Here is a 12,961-nt window from a genome sequence, read left to right as displayed (position 1 = left end):
TTATGCGTGAGATCGATGGCCTGACTTTCTGGGAAGCAAGAGGTGGTTCTTATTTTTGTGAGCTCTCCAGTTTCGGTGCTCTGTCGGGTGAAGTAATCCAGTACCTACTTAGAGAGGGCAAAGTGATCGCGCTGGATGCCGGAGATACTATTTTCAGCGTAGGCGATAGGAGTGATGCGTTTTACATCGTACTTGCAGGAGCAATCGACACTTGGATGCCCGGACAAAAAGAACGAATGTCGTTCGTTCGGCGTCATGAAGCTGGTGAAGAGGTGGGCTTCGCAGCGATGATCGCCTTGCGGGACAAGGTGGCAACTACAGTTGCACATTCTGACTCGGTTGTACTTGAAGTTAGCTCTGATTTGTTTTTTAAGCTGCACGAAAAGGAAGCTGAGGCATTTGGCCTAATGATGTTAAATCTTACTCGGGGGATGGCCCGCGCGCTTATTAATATGGCAGTTTTGTTGTCGGAAAAGGGGGTTCGATTGCCTGGCAATGTTTGATGGCTGCTCTACCGAAGTTAGTGCCCCTCTTTCCGAATAAAGGAGGCATAACCCTTTGGGTTTACTTTCGAAACTCGGCCACTTCCCGCTCAAGATTGGCATACATGGTTAATAACTCATCTCCCGAAAGCCTTCCGTCCGAGCTTACGCGGGCTTTCTGTTGCACAAGTTGGCTACGCTGCTCGGCATAAACGTGATGCAGAACACTTGGTGGAAAATCATAGCCTTCGTGATCGTTGAGCTGTTTGCGAAGTGCTTTGAATTGACTAGGATCGGGATTGAGCTTCACTTTTTCTGCAACGTCCTTTTTCCTAATCTCGTAGATGCCTCCCCAATGAAAAACGGCCTGCTTCCAGGCTTGTGAGAGTGTCGCTTTCTCATCAATGTAGAATTTCGTGACCGATCCTCGTTTGTTGACTGAAAAATAACAGACTTCTTGGTCGGCTCTTCTGCCCGTGCCCATACCTAACGTGATGCCATGAAACCCAACACCGCGATATGGTCGGGTTGTCGGATGATTCTTGTTAATGAAGTCTAGGTATTGAATGGCGGCTGAACGCATCAGATATCGGGCCTCGTAATAATGGGCTCGAGTCTCTTGGTACCTGTACCATAGCTGTTTTGCGATTCGGGTGTTTGGCCGATTTAATGAAAAGTATTTCTGGTACCGCCTCCCACGAATGGTGACAGCAACGCGCCAGCCGTGAAATCCGGACGATAACTCACCCTTTTCGTAAAAACTTATAGTCATAACGAATAGTCGATATGTTCCTTCTTAATCTAATCGGCAACTTCAAACAGTACAGTAATGTAACAGCGCCGGCGCGAAGTGATTATTCGTTAACTCCACCGCCACCGATCAGTATGTCATCGCATATTTTTTGGGTTTGAGCGTTGCCCGTGAGGGAGCAGTTTAGTTGCGCGATAGCTGAAATTCGCTCGCATTAAGTGCTGCGTCTATTATAGCGAGATGAACGTCTGAACCTCGTGTATGCCCCACTACTGGTCGACCGTGAATCAGTTTCGGGTATTGTAGACCTCAGAAATTTCGTGCGCTTGACCGCTCCAGATGCTCATCCAGCCTCACTAATAGTCTTTCCTCTGGTGTAAACAAAACAACAGCACGGTGCGACGATGGCAAATAGGATGCAAACCAAAGAAATTACTCCGGACGGGCTCACGGTCTCCATTGCGCCCATGGTCAGGTAAGCGGCCAGGAACGCTACTATGTGCAGAGTACAGAACAAAGACAACTCCAACACCGATGGCTTTGTCCGGACAGACATCATTGAAGTGATCTGGATACCGCTCGTTACCAGGGCCGCTGCCAAAGACAATGGGAGTATTTGGCCGAATTCACCCCTCAGGTTTGCGATTGTACCCGGACTAATCCACTGCAATGGCGAATAAGCAACGATCAAAATGGTGGTGCATAGCACGAACATAACGATCGAGGCGCAGTTCAGGTAGGCTTGGAAGTGGCTGATGGCCTGCGGATAACGTTTTTGTTCACTCATCACTTTGAAGTCCCCACATTGATTCGGTTCTTTGCCGCGGTCTGTGGCCCCAGCTTGTCATGCTTGAGACTTCTTCTTTTCGATAACTTTCTTAGCCCAAACCTCCAACTTGTCTGCTTTCCAGTACCCCACCACCCCCAAAATCGTCAGTGTTAAAACGAACGCGCTGAATCCAATCAAACCTGCCAGCATGTTCATGTTCCTCTCCCTCTGCCTTTCCAGATGTCTCATGAAGAGCATATCGGATTTCTTGATTCCTCCAAATCTCTGACTGATGCCAGCTACGTCCCTTTGATTTGCTGGGCACTGAGAATTTCGGGCATCAATTCCGTCAATCCAACGGAAGGAATTTCACCAGTTCCAGGACGGGCTGTGGAGTGCGACGCTGAATGAGCCAATCACGGGGACTAAGGTAGCCCTCGTCGCTCTCGAGTTCAGGGTTCGGTAGTAGCATGAGACGAGATAGCCCTATTGGATTGATGGGTATCTTCGTGACCGCCAGTATAGACTCGAGGTGAGGAATTGCTCCTGAATCCGTGAACTGCCATTTGGGAAAACGAATCTCTCCCTCCGCCAATGCAACGGCGTGTAAGCGGGGCGGAGTGCTGAGCGCTCTATGCTCGGCTTCTATAGAAGAAATGCTGAGAATAGCTGCGACATTCTTCAGACTTAATGAACTGTGGACAAGATGGCGACATTCCTCCACCAACTCACTCAGTAACTTAATCGTCCCAGACGTATCCTCAGGTTGGGGACTTTGGCCGAGCCCTCTGGCCCCTCCTTTTTTAAGAACTTCGATCTCTTTAGCTGATAATGGATTAGTTTTCTCCCCGCCTTTGGCCAATAAGCGCCGCGACGGAGCAATGCCTGCCCCCTTCAATAGACTTCGCAGTTGGCTGCCGGAGACTCCGAGATCCAACATGATCTGAATGTCATAATCGCTAATCAGCGGCGCTTTTACTTGCACGGTATTTTCTCTAGAGATTCGCTGTCCTCTTCTCTCCTCCCAGTTTGACAGACATTCTAGTTCTTGCCAGCTCAGATCGGGTGTTTAAGCATTGCGGAGAAGATGCCTTCGTCTGATGACGCGCTCGCGTCGATTTTCGTTAATTTGACGCCAACACAGTTTCGCTTATCCCAGAGAAAATATGCTTGAGACAAGCGAATGGGAGCTGGCGGTGTTGTTGAATTTGGAGTTTCGTGTAATCAGGCGCGATCGATTGTTATCCGTTTCCATGGAACCGTCAGACCGTCTTCTGATCGCTTCCAGAGTCTATGCATTGAGAGAATCTGAGATTCTTTCTCCGTATGCTCGTCAGCACTTGTCAATCCTGATGCCACCAATCGTGCGTCGTTCTGGCAGCGGGTATTTGCCGATAGGAAATTTCCGAACGATAGAGATCTGCCGCTCACTGCCGCCGGGGGCATGGATAGGCGTGCTTGTGCTGCGATCGAATTCAGCGATTGACGAAAGCTTCCTCCCTGTCTCCGACCTGGTGTCGTTGATTCTCGACGGTCTAACGCTGCGGTACGCGAAGAAGCCATTCCTGGCAATCTGGAGCCTCTGCTCGGAAGAGTCACTGGCAGATCTATCACAGGAATTCACGACTCGTTCCGGGCTGGAGCGGTCACTCGGACTGGATAGAAAGCAAAAAATTCCAGCCGAACCCGAGATTCAGGAATCAGTTTGGGGGTGAGATATCTCAAATTGACGAGTTCGTGCATAAAAAACACCGTTTAACGTCACCCGGCCCCCTCTCGGCCTTGAAAGAATGGGTCATCGTTTAAGGAGATTCCTAAGCATGACCCATCTACTAGAGAAAGAGGATTTGCAGCGGATTCGGTTTCGTTCCGTGCCCGTGAGCAGTTTGATCGCCCCACCGATTTCAGCCGAGAAACTTCACCTCATGGGGCTAGAAACCTCTTCGCTGACGGAACCCGCTCAACTCTCCCTCACAGCGATTCAGGTCGCTACGATGACCCAGCCCATTCTGGTGGTTCGTAACGGTGCTCACTACGAGGTGGTGGGCAATCTCAGAGCATTTGCTCTGGCCAAGCTACTGCCTTCCGATCATCAGGTGGGTGTGCTGGAGCTGCGGGGCACTCTGGCTGGCGTGAATCACCTGGCGCGCATTTCGGCGTTCCTAACAACGAGTGCTACGGCTCTTGAAGCTCAATCGGCGAATCAACAATTTCTCCGAACCTGGCTCCTCACCTCCCAGGAGATCTGCAAACGGATCTCTCCATCGCTTTGCTCTCGTTCGAGACTGAGACAACTCCTGAGAATTCGGAACAACGACCAGCTTAACTCACTGACTCCTATTCAATCGGGTTTCGCGCAACTGCTGGATCAATCTGGAGGCGAATCATGAGTATTGATCAATGCATTCAGGATGTCTCCACGTACTGCCAACTGAGCAGTACCCAAACCGGATTGCCGTTAATTGCCCAGCTTCTGTTGCGGCTCGACAAACTGACGGAAGGCGTTCGATCAGTCCAACTGCCTCCGCCGATCGTTAACGCGGCTGCAACGGTTATGGAATCGATCGCTACAGAGCCGGGCGTAAATCACGCTTCTGAACGCCGCTTAAAAACAGAGCACCCCGTGCACGCGGGCCTGCTTCAGTTGTCGTCCCGGAACAATCTCGATTCGGCATCTGCAGCAACGATAACGACGGTTCTGGTCGCGACTAGTGAGTGGCGAAACCGTCTGGAGGTCGGAGCTACCGAGGAAGAGGCTAGCCGAAAAATGCTCTCCTCATCCGAGTACGAGGTGTGGCTGGCATTGAGAAAACTACCGATAACGGTCTTGGCCGAGATATCGGGCCAGTCTTTCGAGGCGATTTATCGCAATACTGCAGGGGCACTGGCAGGTGAACAGCGCGGAAAAGCCCAGCTTACTTACCTCCGTTATGTTGAGCGGTTCCTCGCCCGCTTCCTGGGTATTCGTGAGCGGACTGCCAATCGGGATTCCCGCGATCCGATACCAAGAGACGAGCAGCACATTACTATCCCACTGGACATTGACCCCGAAACGGATTTGGAACATCCCACAATCTCTGTATGGGAGCATCACCTCAGCCCGCAAGAACTCAGGAGAACTACTGCTTACAGTGAGGGAAATAGTGCCATAGAGATCCAGAATGCCGGCGTCTTTTTCCGTGAGCAGACACCAATATCACGAACAAACGGACAGACTCCCGAAATTGCCGCACGGCGAGCTCGAAGTCAGATTGCTCACGTGCGCCGAACTGCTCAGATGTTGCCGGGTCGGTGGGGCCAATTAACAGATGATGAGATTTGTCAGCTGCTAACAACCGATGCTGGGCATGTGTTTCTGGCTGTTCCGGCCCTGAGAATCCTAAGCCTCATAACCGGGCGACCTTATGATGATGTTGCGAAGATACGGCTTGTTGCCACTGCGGATAATTTACCTCTGACCATCGGCCCGGGTGACCTGTACGTGGTCACGAACGATCGCACGTGGGTGACAGGGGTTCTGGCACCAGAGGATCGCCGCAAATCTCACCCTGAATGGGAGCCAGTTCTGCAGCCCCATCTTGATCGGTTGGTGCTACCGATCACTGAAAATATATGGGAACTCCTGAAGTTATTGATAGCACGGCGCTCTCGGGGGCTATCAAAGCGCTCTGTGTCGCTTTTTGATATGGATGAGGACACGGCACAGATTCTGAGTGGGGAGATTTCGTTGTCGGCCAGAGGTGGCTCTCGCAGCGTGACGCGTACCCGTATCGAGCAGCAATTGTATTCCGAAATCCTGGCTATCGATGGCGATTTTGTCGAAGCAAGTTTGATCACCGGGCGCCATCCGCCTGGAGGCACTTCGGCTGCATTGTTTTACCACTGGTGCAATCGCGAGCACCTCGTTGCTCAGTATACGAAAGTGCTGACGCGGTGGGAGTGCCTTTTAGAGCGAGTCCCAGCGTGCAACGGTCAACAGCAGCAACTCGGGCTGGATGGTGCAGTGGGGTCGAACCTGGCGCTTCGAGTGTCGGCGATTCAGGCGCTTTGTAGCGACTTTCAGAACGACGTCGAGCGATGGCGTGCCGCATGGGTGGCCCCGGAACTGTTAATCGGCTTTCACAACGCTTTCACCAACTACACATTGCTGATGGTGTTGTTTCTGACGGGATATCGCGTTGTCACTGACGTACTGGACAAGCGCTCGGATTGGGATGAAGAGGCCGGGACGCTCGTGATTGTTGACAAGACCGCAGATGACATGGGGCATATTCGGATGGTGCCAGTGTGCGCAACGCTCCGAGCTCAACTGCGAGCTTATGAACAGCATGCTGCACTGGTCAGAGAAAGATTAGTCCGCCTCGGTGGAGAGGGTTCGGCGGGGTTCTTGTTCTATCTCTCCAGCAACGGAGATCTGGAGAGGGTGACACCCAAAACGATAAAAGCGCGTTTTGCTTGGGCGTACGGATTACACCTGAATTCTAACCGGCATTACCTGAGAGGTGCTCTGCGAGAGGGCGGGGTATCCGGTAACTACGTTGACGCGTTGATGGGGCATTGGGGGATTGGTCGAGAGCCGACAGCTCGGTATTCGGGATTGGATCCGTTGCATTACACCAAAGAGGTAGGAGCAGCGCTGGAGAAGATCGCAGAGCAAATTGGCTTCGCTGTTATTGCTGGATATGGGGAGAAATGATCATGTGGACGGGTTGGGAGGAGGTGGGCTTACCCTCGGCGGAGCAGATCCGAAAGGCGGCTGAGAAGCGAGCTCAGTCTGGAAAAACCAAACTCGGGGCTGCGGCACGGCAAGAGTCCCGGAAAAAGCGTCGAGATTCAATGAGGTTGAGGTTGATCAAGGGGCTCAAGATGTCCTATCCAGAACTGTATAACGGAGAGCGCGATATTGCACTGTCAGATGAGCAGGTGGAAACGTTGCGTGAGGTCGTGTGCGGGGGATTGATGGGGCAGGAACTGCGGGACGCTCACAACCTGTTGGTAAAAGGCCTGTATCGCGGCACACAGGAGCTGGGATGGCAGTTAAATCCGCCCTCTACGGTTCGCACTCTATCCATGGAAGCATCGGCGATTTCCTCGCGTTCCCAGGCTCTCTGCCAGGAGTACAACACCCTGAACGGGCGATTTTACGAGGATCTGGGCACTATCGCTTCCCAGGCCAGGTTGCAGGACGATATATCCCTAGCTGCCGGTCAATTGCTGTTCAGCCTGATCATGCACAGTGGATGTTTGAGCACCAAGGTGGTGCTTCAGTTGCCAGAGGCAATACGTTGCGGTGCTTACGTGCATGGAGACAGGGTCTGGCTGGAATGTCGTGATCGCTCCTCAAAAACGGGCATTGTTGAGAGCCAGACCAGTGCAGATTCAGAACAGACAGACATCGATAAACATGAGCCACTCAGGTCGGAGGTTGACGCTGAGAGGCCAGACCGTCGAGTGCTTCCTGTACCTGTAACAGGGTTGTTACTCATGCAGTACTACAAGCGCTATGGTCGTCAGTGGCCCAGGGAATCAGTCAGGCATCTTATCGGAAGCTACCTGAAACACCTTGACCCCACAGCAACGATTGGTCGCAGTCCACATAAGCGAGTTATTGAGATCAGTCGTGCCAAAGCTGCGGTGCTTTTGCCAGGCGTACTGCGCACGTACGCAGAAACTGCCCGCCTGGCTCCGCCTATCTCCTCTGTCAATATGGTTCGGCTAGTCACCGGCACGCATTGGCGGTTGACGGAGGACGAAGAACAAGAGGCCGACGGTATAAAAGCGGTAGAGCATGACCGGATCGCGAACAAAACCGTATGCAGGAATCTCCGGGAATCCCTGTCGCGATTGAAAGCCCTCCTGCGAGCGCCGAACGTAAGTGGCAAACAGGAGGCCATGAGGATTAGGGCCGGACTACGGGATTACCTGAGCAAGCATGTGGACCTGCATCCATTGATTGAACTGTTAACGCATTGGGCCATTCACCTGTTGGCACATGGAAACAAAGGCGGTGAGCCCCTCGCTCCGTCGTCGACACTGGATTATGTCGAGAAGGTGAGCAAGGCACTGCTACCGCTTGCCTCGGAACTAGCATGCCCTGAGGAATTAACGGGTGAACAGTGGGAAGCGCTGTATGAGTCTGCCCTTGAAAATAGCTCTGCAGCCAAACCGCCCGTTGCAGCGCGCTTGGGGTATTTTCATCGATTTTTAGAGCAGGCATTTGATTACTCCGAAGCAGAGATTGAGGGTACTGCTGGCGCCGGGGAAGTGGACGCTGCGATCATAACGCCCACCGAATACGTTCAGGCTTATGAGCTGTTGGTGAAAGAGCGAGCAGATGACCTTTCACGTCTATGTGCCGCAGCGTTAGTGCTAGGTTACCGCTGCGGCCTTCGTAGAACTGAAGCATTGGGACTAAAGCTGAAGGATTTCGTGGGATTCGACACGAATTTGGAGCGAGTCGAACTACTGGTACAACGGAACGGTTTTCGAAGGCTAAAAAGCTTCAGCGCCACTCGACGTTTGCCACTGTGGGTGTTATTGACCGAAGAAGAGCTGATACTAATCCGGTCTCTAAGGGAGCGACGAAAGGCGCAAAGCTCCGGAGATCTTGAGAAACCAATGTTCGATCTGCCAGTGGGGATCGAAAGGCACTTGGTCGAACGAATGGTGATGGTGCCGGTAACACAGACATTGCGTCACGTGACGGGGGATCAAAACGCGCGATTCCATCATCTTCGACACTCGTTCGCCAGCCTTACTCTGCTACGGATGCTGGAGTTTAATCCGCTGCAATTAATTCCGACGGTCTACCGAACTGATGAAGCTCGGGGATATCACCCATGTGCAGATGAAGTCATGTGGCGAAAAACCGGTCTCCGTGACACTCTGTCTGCCATCTATATGTTGTCAACATGGCTTGGGCATTCCAGCCCTTCAGTAACCATGCAGACCTACGCGCATTCTGCGGATTGGGCTCTCGTTCAGCGCTTGTCGGACACCCATGAGGTGGCATTCACTCAGATTATGCAGTCCAACATTACAGGTATGTCCCTCGGAGCAACCGAAAAGCACAACCAACGCAGGAGAATCGTAAGGCCGACAGCCTCCGTGGTTCTGAACTCACTCGTATCTTCTTGGCCGCGCGATTATTCCTGCAAACCAGCGGCGAAACTTAGATCCGAGCCGGCAACAGATTTTAATCCCTATCACGATTACACGCAGAAAATTCATTATCTTGCGCCGTACCAGGTAGAAAGATTCCTGACTGAGAAGTCGGACGTCCGTAACCTGGAGGATCAAGATTATTCCCGTGTCGCCAAGATTATGGGGTTCAGTGAATATTTGATTTCGAAAATCCACAATAATGCTGTGTACCTTGCTACGTTGACCTACAAAGGGCGGGAACGAGCCAAGGGCCAAGAGCGCAGCCGCTTTTTTACGACCGACGAGCGGACCAGCAAACCGTTTGACGATAAAGATCGGAAAAAAGGTGATCCCCAGTTGCCCTTCTTTATCGCTCCTCCCCGAAAACAGGTTATCAGGCGTTACACGAAGCGATTTTTCGATGCGTTAATAGCCTGGTACGCCAGCGATTCAGACATGGCAAGTAAAGCTATTAGCGAGCACCTTCATGCTGTGCAACGCGTGAAGAGTCAAGTGAGGCATCGGAAAGAGCCTCAGAAGTTAAATCAGATCGCTTTGTTCAAGGCCATTGGGATTCAGTCGTGGATTCGGATCGAGGTGAGAGTTCCGGCCGACCTTGCAATTACCGACCAGAAGTTAAAACGGCACTACAGCCAATGGCTAAAATTGGAGGCAAAATGGATTTCTGTTGAGCGCGTGGTGAATCGTAAGGGGCGTTATGATGGTCATTATGGAAGTTGGTTCCCAGAGGTTCAGCCGCCTGAAGAACTGATTTTCGACAGGGGCGGCAAAAGGGGGCCTACCGAGCATTTTTGGGAGGCTTTACTGTTTGCAGCGTTTTCTGCTGGAACATATCTACTGGAGCCTTCCCAACTCGGAAGCGCCAGCACGCCATCAGATGATCGACAAGATGCTCCTGATGCCGCGGTGATCAACCCAAAGGGGATCGAAGTCTGACGCTGTTTTTGGATGGATCCGTTTACAGGTTTGGTAAACTACACTGCTGAGTTAGCAAGCCGGAGGTTTCCATGAAAGAGAAACGACCAACAGAGCACGAGCTACTCAAAAACTTGGATGCCTTCGGAACCCATGCTGACGAATTGGCTAAGCCGCGTCGTCACGAGTCTGATCCTTTAGGGAGACTTAAAGGTTCCGTTGAGAAATGCGAGCGACCCACGGACCCCGCCTTCAGCCAGAAGATTGGGATGCATGGTTCGATGGGGAAGGCGTTTCAGAGGATTTTATAATGAACCGTGGAGAGAAGCGCTGAATAGGAAGTGCCAGGCATCATGACGAAGACGAGGATCTGAGTCGCAAAAGGCAGTGTCGACTCAGATCCCACTCGCATTTAATAAGGGGCGAGTGTTGCTAGCAGTGCGGTCACGAGGTTTGCCGTCAGTGCCAGCCCCATGTCATAGCACGCCAGCCGAAACAATCCCCAGCTTCCCTCGCGTGGAATGGTTTGTTTGGGGAGATCGTTAACGACCCATAGTGCCTCGGTAGATTTTCCCGAGGAATCACTCAGCTCCAACATCCAGCTCGCGCCTATCGTTGCTGGAGTTACCAGTCTGATTCCATCGACGCGGTACCACTGCACGATCTCATTGGATTGATTGCTCATTGTCCAGCCTCCAGATGGTCCGCTAGTTGCCTCTCTAGTCGTTCAATCAACTCTGCCAACAACTGCTGGTTGGTCATTCCACGAAGAGGAACGAGCTGAAACTGCACCCAGGTCTCAAGTGCTTCGGTGTTGGAGCGTTCGTCTCCAGCACCGAGGGCCATGACGAGCTGGTTTCCCGGGGTAATATTCATTGCCACGGTAAGAGCCGAGGCAAGATTCCGAACAAACCGGACATCTTTTCCGCACTGGAGCATGCTTTGATGGCGGTGAATAGCTCTACTTCTCATTGGCAGTGTCCTCCACGGGGGCTTGCTCAGGATTTTGAAACTGTGTGATCAGCAGGCGTTCAAAAGCGGATCCATCGCGACGAGTCAGGTTGGGCACGTAGCGGCTGTAGACGCGAAAGAGCATTTCCGTGGTGGTGTGCCCCATCTGGCGCGCAATCCATTCTGGGTTCTCGCCAGCAGCCAGCCACAAAGTCGCTGCAGTGTGGCGAGTTTGATAAGGCCGTCGTTTTCGCAAGCCCAGATGTCGAAGCAGCGGGTACCAAACGCGCTTGGTCACGTTGTTGTGATTCAGCGGTCTACCGGTCCGGGTGCAAAAAACAAAATCCTTTTTCCCAGTGGCCTTCTTTTGTTCGGTGAGCGCATCGACCACCAACTGAGACATTTCGATCGTCCTGAAGGAGCCGTCATTTTTGGTGTATTCGAGGCGCCCGTTCACTAAAGCCTGACGAACCAGGATCTGGCGCCGTTTGAAGTCCACGTGGTCCCATCGAAGTCCGTCAATTTCACCGGTTCGCATCCCGGTAAAAAATCGAACGATGTAGTAGTTCCGGAAGTCCGGTCGAACGGTATCGATGATCTGCCTGACCTCATCAATACCAAATGGCTCTACATCCGTGCGCGGAATCTTGAGTGATTTAATCCCGTGGTAGGGTGAGCTAAACTCGAACCGGTTGGCTGCTTCACTAAGGATCATGCGCAAAGGCGTCATGATTCGGTTGATACGACTGGCTGAAAGACGGTTTCCTTTCCGGGTCGAAACTTTGGCGAGTGAAGCCCGGAATTCGAGGATGTCTTTCTTGGTGATGCGGCCAACCTCTTTTTTCCCGAAATGGGGATTGAGGTAGTTCTTCAATGTTCCCTCCATCGTGCTGATGTAAGACCGACGCCATTGGATTCTCATTTCGTCTAGCCAATCCGTAGAGAAGACTTCGAATAAAGGCGTGTCGTGGGCTTCCCGGGCCCTATGTACTTCTGCTTGTTTGGTGAACTCCTGTGCCCGAGGGCTGCTAGGAAAGTAGCGCTGGTATTCAAATGTCCCCAAAGTGATCTCAGCTTCAATCCGTTTGAGAACGCTCTCTAGCTTCTTCCGGTTCGACGCAGTGTTCTCCAGAGCTGTCTGCTCGCGACACCGCTTACCCTGGTAGTGAAAGTCGAAAAACAGTTTTTGCGTGGACTCACGCACTCGGATACTACCCATTCATCCGTCCTCCATTAGCCATTGGAATCGCGAGAGACTGGTTTCCTGATTGCATTCCCATGTCCCGCTCGATGGGTTCCCACATGTACAGGATTTTTCGCCCTCCGAACGGACGGATGTAGTGGATGCCCTCGATCAAAACGGAATCTTTGAGACGTTCCCTCACGGTTCGAGCGTCATAGCGGATTCGAGACGCAAGCTCTTCTGTGGTTAGGTATTCGGTTTTCGACATAACTAGCTTTTAACCTCTTTTTGTAGCGTACAAGCTACATATTAATGTCAAAGGCATCGATGTCAAGCGTCTTTTGTAGCGCTTAGGCAACATTAGATGTGATTGTGCGTCGCCTTTGGTAAGCTGAGACCTCGCAAAGAGGGGGCAAGCGCAATGATCAGGTTTCGGCTAAAAGAACTGATTGCCGAGAAAGGATTTCAAGAAAATCGAAGGGTTACGCTGGATGAAGTTTCTAGGGAGACGGGTATCCACAGGACGACACTATCCAAGATAGCGAACCAACGTGGCTACAACACAACTACCGAAATTTTGGACAAGCTTTGCATGTACTTCGATGTAGAGCTGCAAGAAGTAGCGCAGTTTGTTGAGGATCCTGAGGGTCAGAATTGATCCCTTACCGCTGGGCCTTGGGCTTCAGGCTTCCTTTCCTCGTTCTTACACAGGTGTGATTAGAGCTCAACCTATCGTCCCCCCCCCC

Annotated in this window: 15 protein-coding genes; 7 read left to right on the top strand and 8 right to left on the bottom strand. The window is 52.0% G+C overall.

Annotation, left to right across the window (positions count from 1 at the left end; all coding sequences use genetic code 11):
- Positions 1–2 precede the first annotated feature (2 nt).
- Positions 3–503: a Crp/Fnr family transcriptional regulator gene (locus ACWJ62_RS05955; RefSeq protein WP_449285377.1), complete on the top strand. Its 501-nt coding sequence runs from the start codon at positions 3–5 to the stop codon at positions 501–503.
- 61 nt (positions 504–564) lie between these two features.
- Here the strand turns inward: ACWJ62_RS05955 and ACWJ62_RS05950 are convergent, their stop codons facing one another.
- From ACWJ62_RS05950 to ACWJ62_RS05935, 4 genes are all read right to left on the bottom strand, one after another.
- The gene (locus ACWJ62_RS05950) at positions 565–1,065 is read right to left on the bottom strand and encodes a hypothetical protein (RefSeq protein ID WP_449285376.1); all 501 of its coding nucleotides are present in this window, start codon (positions 1,063–1,065) and stop codon (positions 565–567) included.
- 511 nt (positions 1,066–1,576) lie between these two features.
- Entirely contained in the window at positions 1,577–2,020 is a 444-nt protein-coding gene (locus ACWJ62_RS05945; protein ID WP_449285375.1) for a hypothetical protein, read from the bottom strand.
- A 57-nt stretch (positions 2,021–2,077) separates the two neighbouring features.
- The gene (locus ACWJ62_RS05940; protein ID WP_449285374.1) at positions 2,078–2,218 is read right to left on the bottom strand and encodes a hypothetical protein; all 141 of its coding nucleotides are present in this window, start codon (positions 2,216–2,218) and stop codon (positions 2,078–2,080) included.
- A gap of 133 nt (positions 2,219–2,351) precedes the next feature.
- Positions 2,352–2,987 carry a hypothetical protein gene (locus tag ACWJ62_RS05935; RefSeq protein WP_449285373.1) on the bottom strand — a complete coding sequence of 212 codons (636 nt, stop codon included), beginning with the start codon at positions 2,985–2,987 and terminating at the stop codon, positions 2,352–2,354.
- 181 nt (positions 2,988–3,168) lie between these two features.
- On the opposite strand from ACWJ62_RS05935, the gene ACWJ62_RS05930 reads away from it, so the two are divergent.
- From ACWJ62_RS05930 to ACWJ62_RS05910, 5 genes are all read left to right on the top strand, one after another.
- Entirely contained in the window at positions 3,169–3,717 is a 549-nt protein-coding gene (locus ACWJ62_RS05930; protein ID WP_449285372.1) for a hypothetical protein, read from the top strand.
- 105 nt (positions 3,718–3,822) lie between these two features.
- Entirely contained in the window at positions 3,823–4,392 is a 570-nt protein-coding gene (locus tag ACWJ62_RS05925; protein ID WP_449285371.1) for a hypothetical protein, read from the top strand.
- The gene (locus tag ACWJ62_RS05920) at positions 4,389–6,698 is read left to right on the top strand and encodes a hypothetical protein (RefSeq protein WP_449285370.1); all 2,310 of its coding nucleotides are present in this window, start codon (positions 4,389–4,391) and stop codon (positions 6,696–6,698) included. Before ACWJ62_RS05925 ends, ACWJ62_RS05920 begins: the two co-directional genes overlap by 4 nt.
- Before the next feature lie 152 nt (positions 6,699–6,850).
- Entirely contained in the window at positions 6,851–10,102 is a 3,252-nt protein-coding gene (locus ACWJ62_RS05915; protein ID WP_449285369.1) for a hypothetical protein, read from the top strand.
- Between the two features lie 71 nt (positions 10,103–10,173).
- On the top strand, positions 10,174–10,392 hold the full coding sequence (locus ACWJ62_RS05910; RefSeq protein WP_449285368.1) for a hypothetical protein: 219 nt from the start codon (positions 10,174–10,176) through the stop codon (positions 10,390–10,392).
- Between the two features lie 101 nt (positions 10,393–10,493).
- On the opposite strand, the gene ACWJ62_RS05905 is transcribed toward ACWJ62_RS05910, so the two are convergent.
- The 4 genes from ACWJ62_RS05905 to ACWJ62_RS05890 are packed head-to-tail and all read right to left on the bottom strand — an operon-like array spanning position 10,494 to position 12,483.
- Positions 10,494–10,766 (bottom strand): hypothetical protein, encoded by a 273-nt coding sequence (locus tag ACWJ62_RS05905; RefSeq protein WP_449285367.1) that lies wholly within the window; start codon positions 10,764–10,766, stop codon positions 10,494–10,496.
- A complete protein-coding gene (locus ACWJ62_RS05900; RefSeq protein ID WP_449285366.1) occupies positions 10,763–11,053 on the bottom strand; it encodes a hypothetical protein in 291 nt (96 codons plus the stop codon). The genes ACWJ62_RS05905 and ACWJ62_RS05900 overlap by 4 nt, the downstream gene beginning before the upstream one ends.
- Positions 11,043–12,251: an Arm DNA-binding domain-containing protein gene (locus ACWJ62_RS05895; RefSeq protein ID WP_449285365.1), complete on the bottom strand. Its 1,209-nt coding sequence runs from the start codon at positions 12,249–12,251 to the stop codon at positions 11,043–11,045. Before ACWJ62_RS05895 ends, ACWJ62_RS05900 begins: the two co-directional genes overlap by 11 nt.
- Positions 12,244–12,483, bottom strand: coding sequence for a hypothetical protein (locus ACWJ62_RS05890; RefSeq protein WP_323128549.1), 240 nt, complete (start codon positions 12,481–12,483; stop codon positions 12,244–12,246). Before ACWJ62_RS05890 ends, ACWJ62_RS05895 begins: the two co-directional genes overlap by 8 nt.
- Before the next feature lie 153 nt (positions 12,484–12,636).
- Here ACWJ62_RS05890 and ACWJ62_RS05885 point away from each other — a divergent pair, with 153 nt between their 5' ends.
- Positions 12,637–12,873, top strand: coding sequence for a helix-turn-helix domain-containing protein (locus ACWJ62_RS05885; protein ID WP_449285364.1), 237 nt, complete (start codon positions 12,637–12,639; stop codon positions 12,871–12,873).
- The last annotated feature ends 88 nt before the right edge of the window (positions 12,874–12,961 follow it).

This window comes from Marinobacter sp. PE14 (genome assembly GCF_053566155.1).
This window is presented reverse-complemented; position numbering and strand designations above follow the sequence as displayed.

Bases quoted from the DNA above. Each gene is read 5' to 3' on its own strand.
- ACWJ62_RS05955 (WP_449285377.1), top strand. From the start codon at position 3: ATGCGTGAGATCGATGGCCTGACTTTCTGGGAAGCAAGAGGTGGTTCT.
- ACWJ62_RS05950 (WP_449285376.1), bottom strand. From the start codon at position 1,065: ATGCGTTCAGCCGCCATTCAATACCTAGACTTCATTAACAAGAATCAT.
- ACWJ62_RS05945 (WP_449285375.1), bottom strand. From the start codon at position 2,020: ATGAGTGAACAAAAACGTTATCCGCAGGCCATCAGCCACTTCCAAGCC.
- ACWJ62_RS05940 (WP_449285374.1), bottom strand. From the start codon at position 2,218: ATGAACATGCTGGCAGGTTTGATTGGATTCAGCGCGTTCGTTTTAACA.
- ACWJ62_RS05930 (WP_449285372.1), top strand. From the start codon at position 3,169: ATGCTTGAGACAAGCGAATGGGAGCTGGCGGTGTTGTTGAATTTGGAG.
- ACWJ62_RS05925 (WP_449285371.1), top strand. From the start codon at position 3,823: ATGACCCATCTACTAGAGAAAGAGGATTTGCAGCGGATTCGGTTTCGT.
- ACWJ62_RS05920 (WP_449285370.1), top strand. From the start codon at position 4,389: ATGAGTATTGATCAATGCATTCAGGATGTCTCCACGTACTGCCAACTG.
- ACWJ62_RS05910 (WP_449285368.1), top strand. From the start codon at position 10,174: ATGAAAGAGAAACGACCAACAGAGCACGAGCTACTCAAAAACTTGGAT.
- ACWJ62_RS05905 (WP_449285367.1), bottom strand. From the start codon at position 10,766: ATGAGCAATCAATCCAATGAGATCGTGCAGTGGTACCGCGTCGATGGA.
- ACWJ62_RS05900 (WP_449285366.1), bottom strand. From the start codon at position 11,053: ATGAGAAGTAGAGCTATTCACCGCCATCAAAGCATGCTCCAGTGCGGA.
- ACWJ62_RS05895 (WP_449285365.1), bottom strand. From the start codon at position 12,251: ATGGGTAGTATCCGAGTGCGTGAGTCCACGCAAAAACTGTTTTTCGAC.
- ACWJ62_RS05890 (WP_323128549.1), bottom strand. From the start codon at position 12,483: ATGTCGAAAACCGAATACCTAACCACAGAAGAGCTTGCGTCTCGAATC.
- ACWJ62_RS05885 (WP_449285364.1), top strand. From the start codon at position 12,637: ATGATCAGGTTTCGGCTAAAAGAACTGATTGCCGAGAAAGGATTTCAA.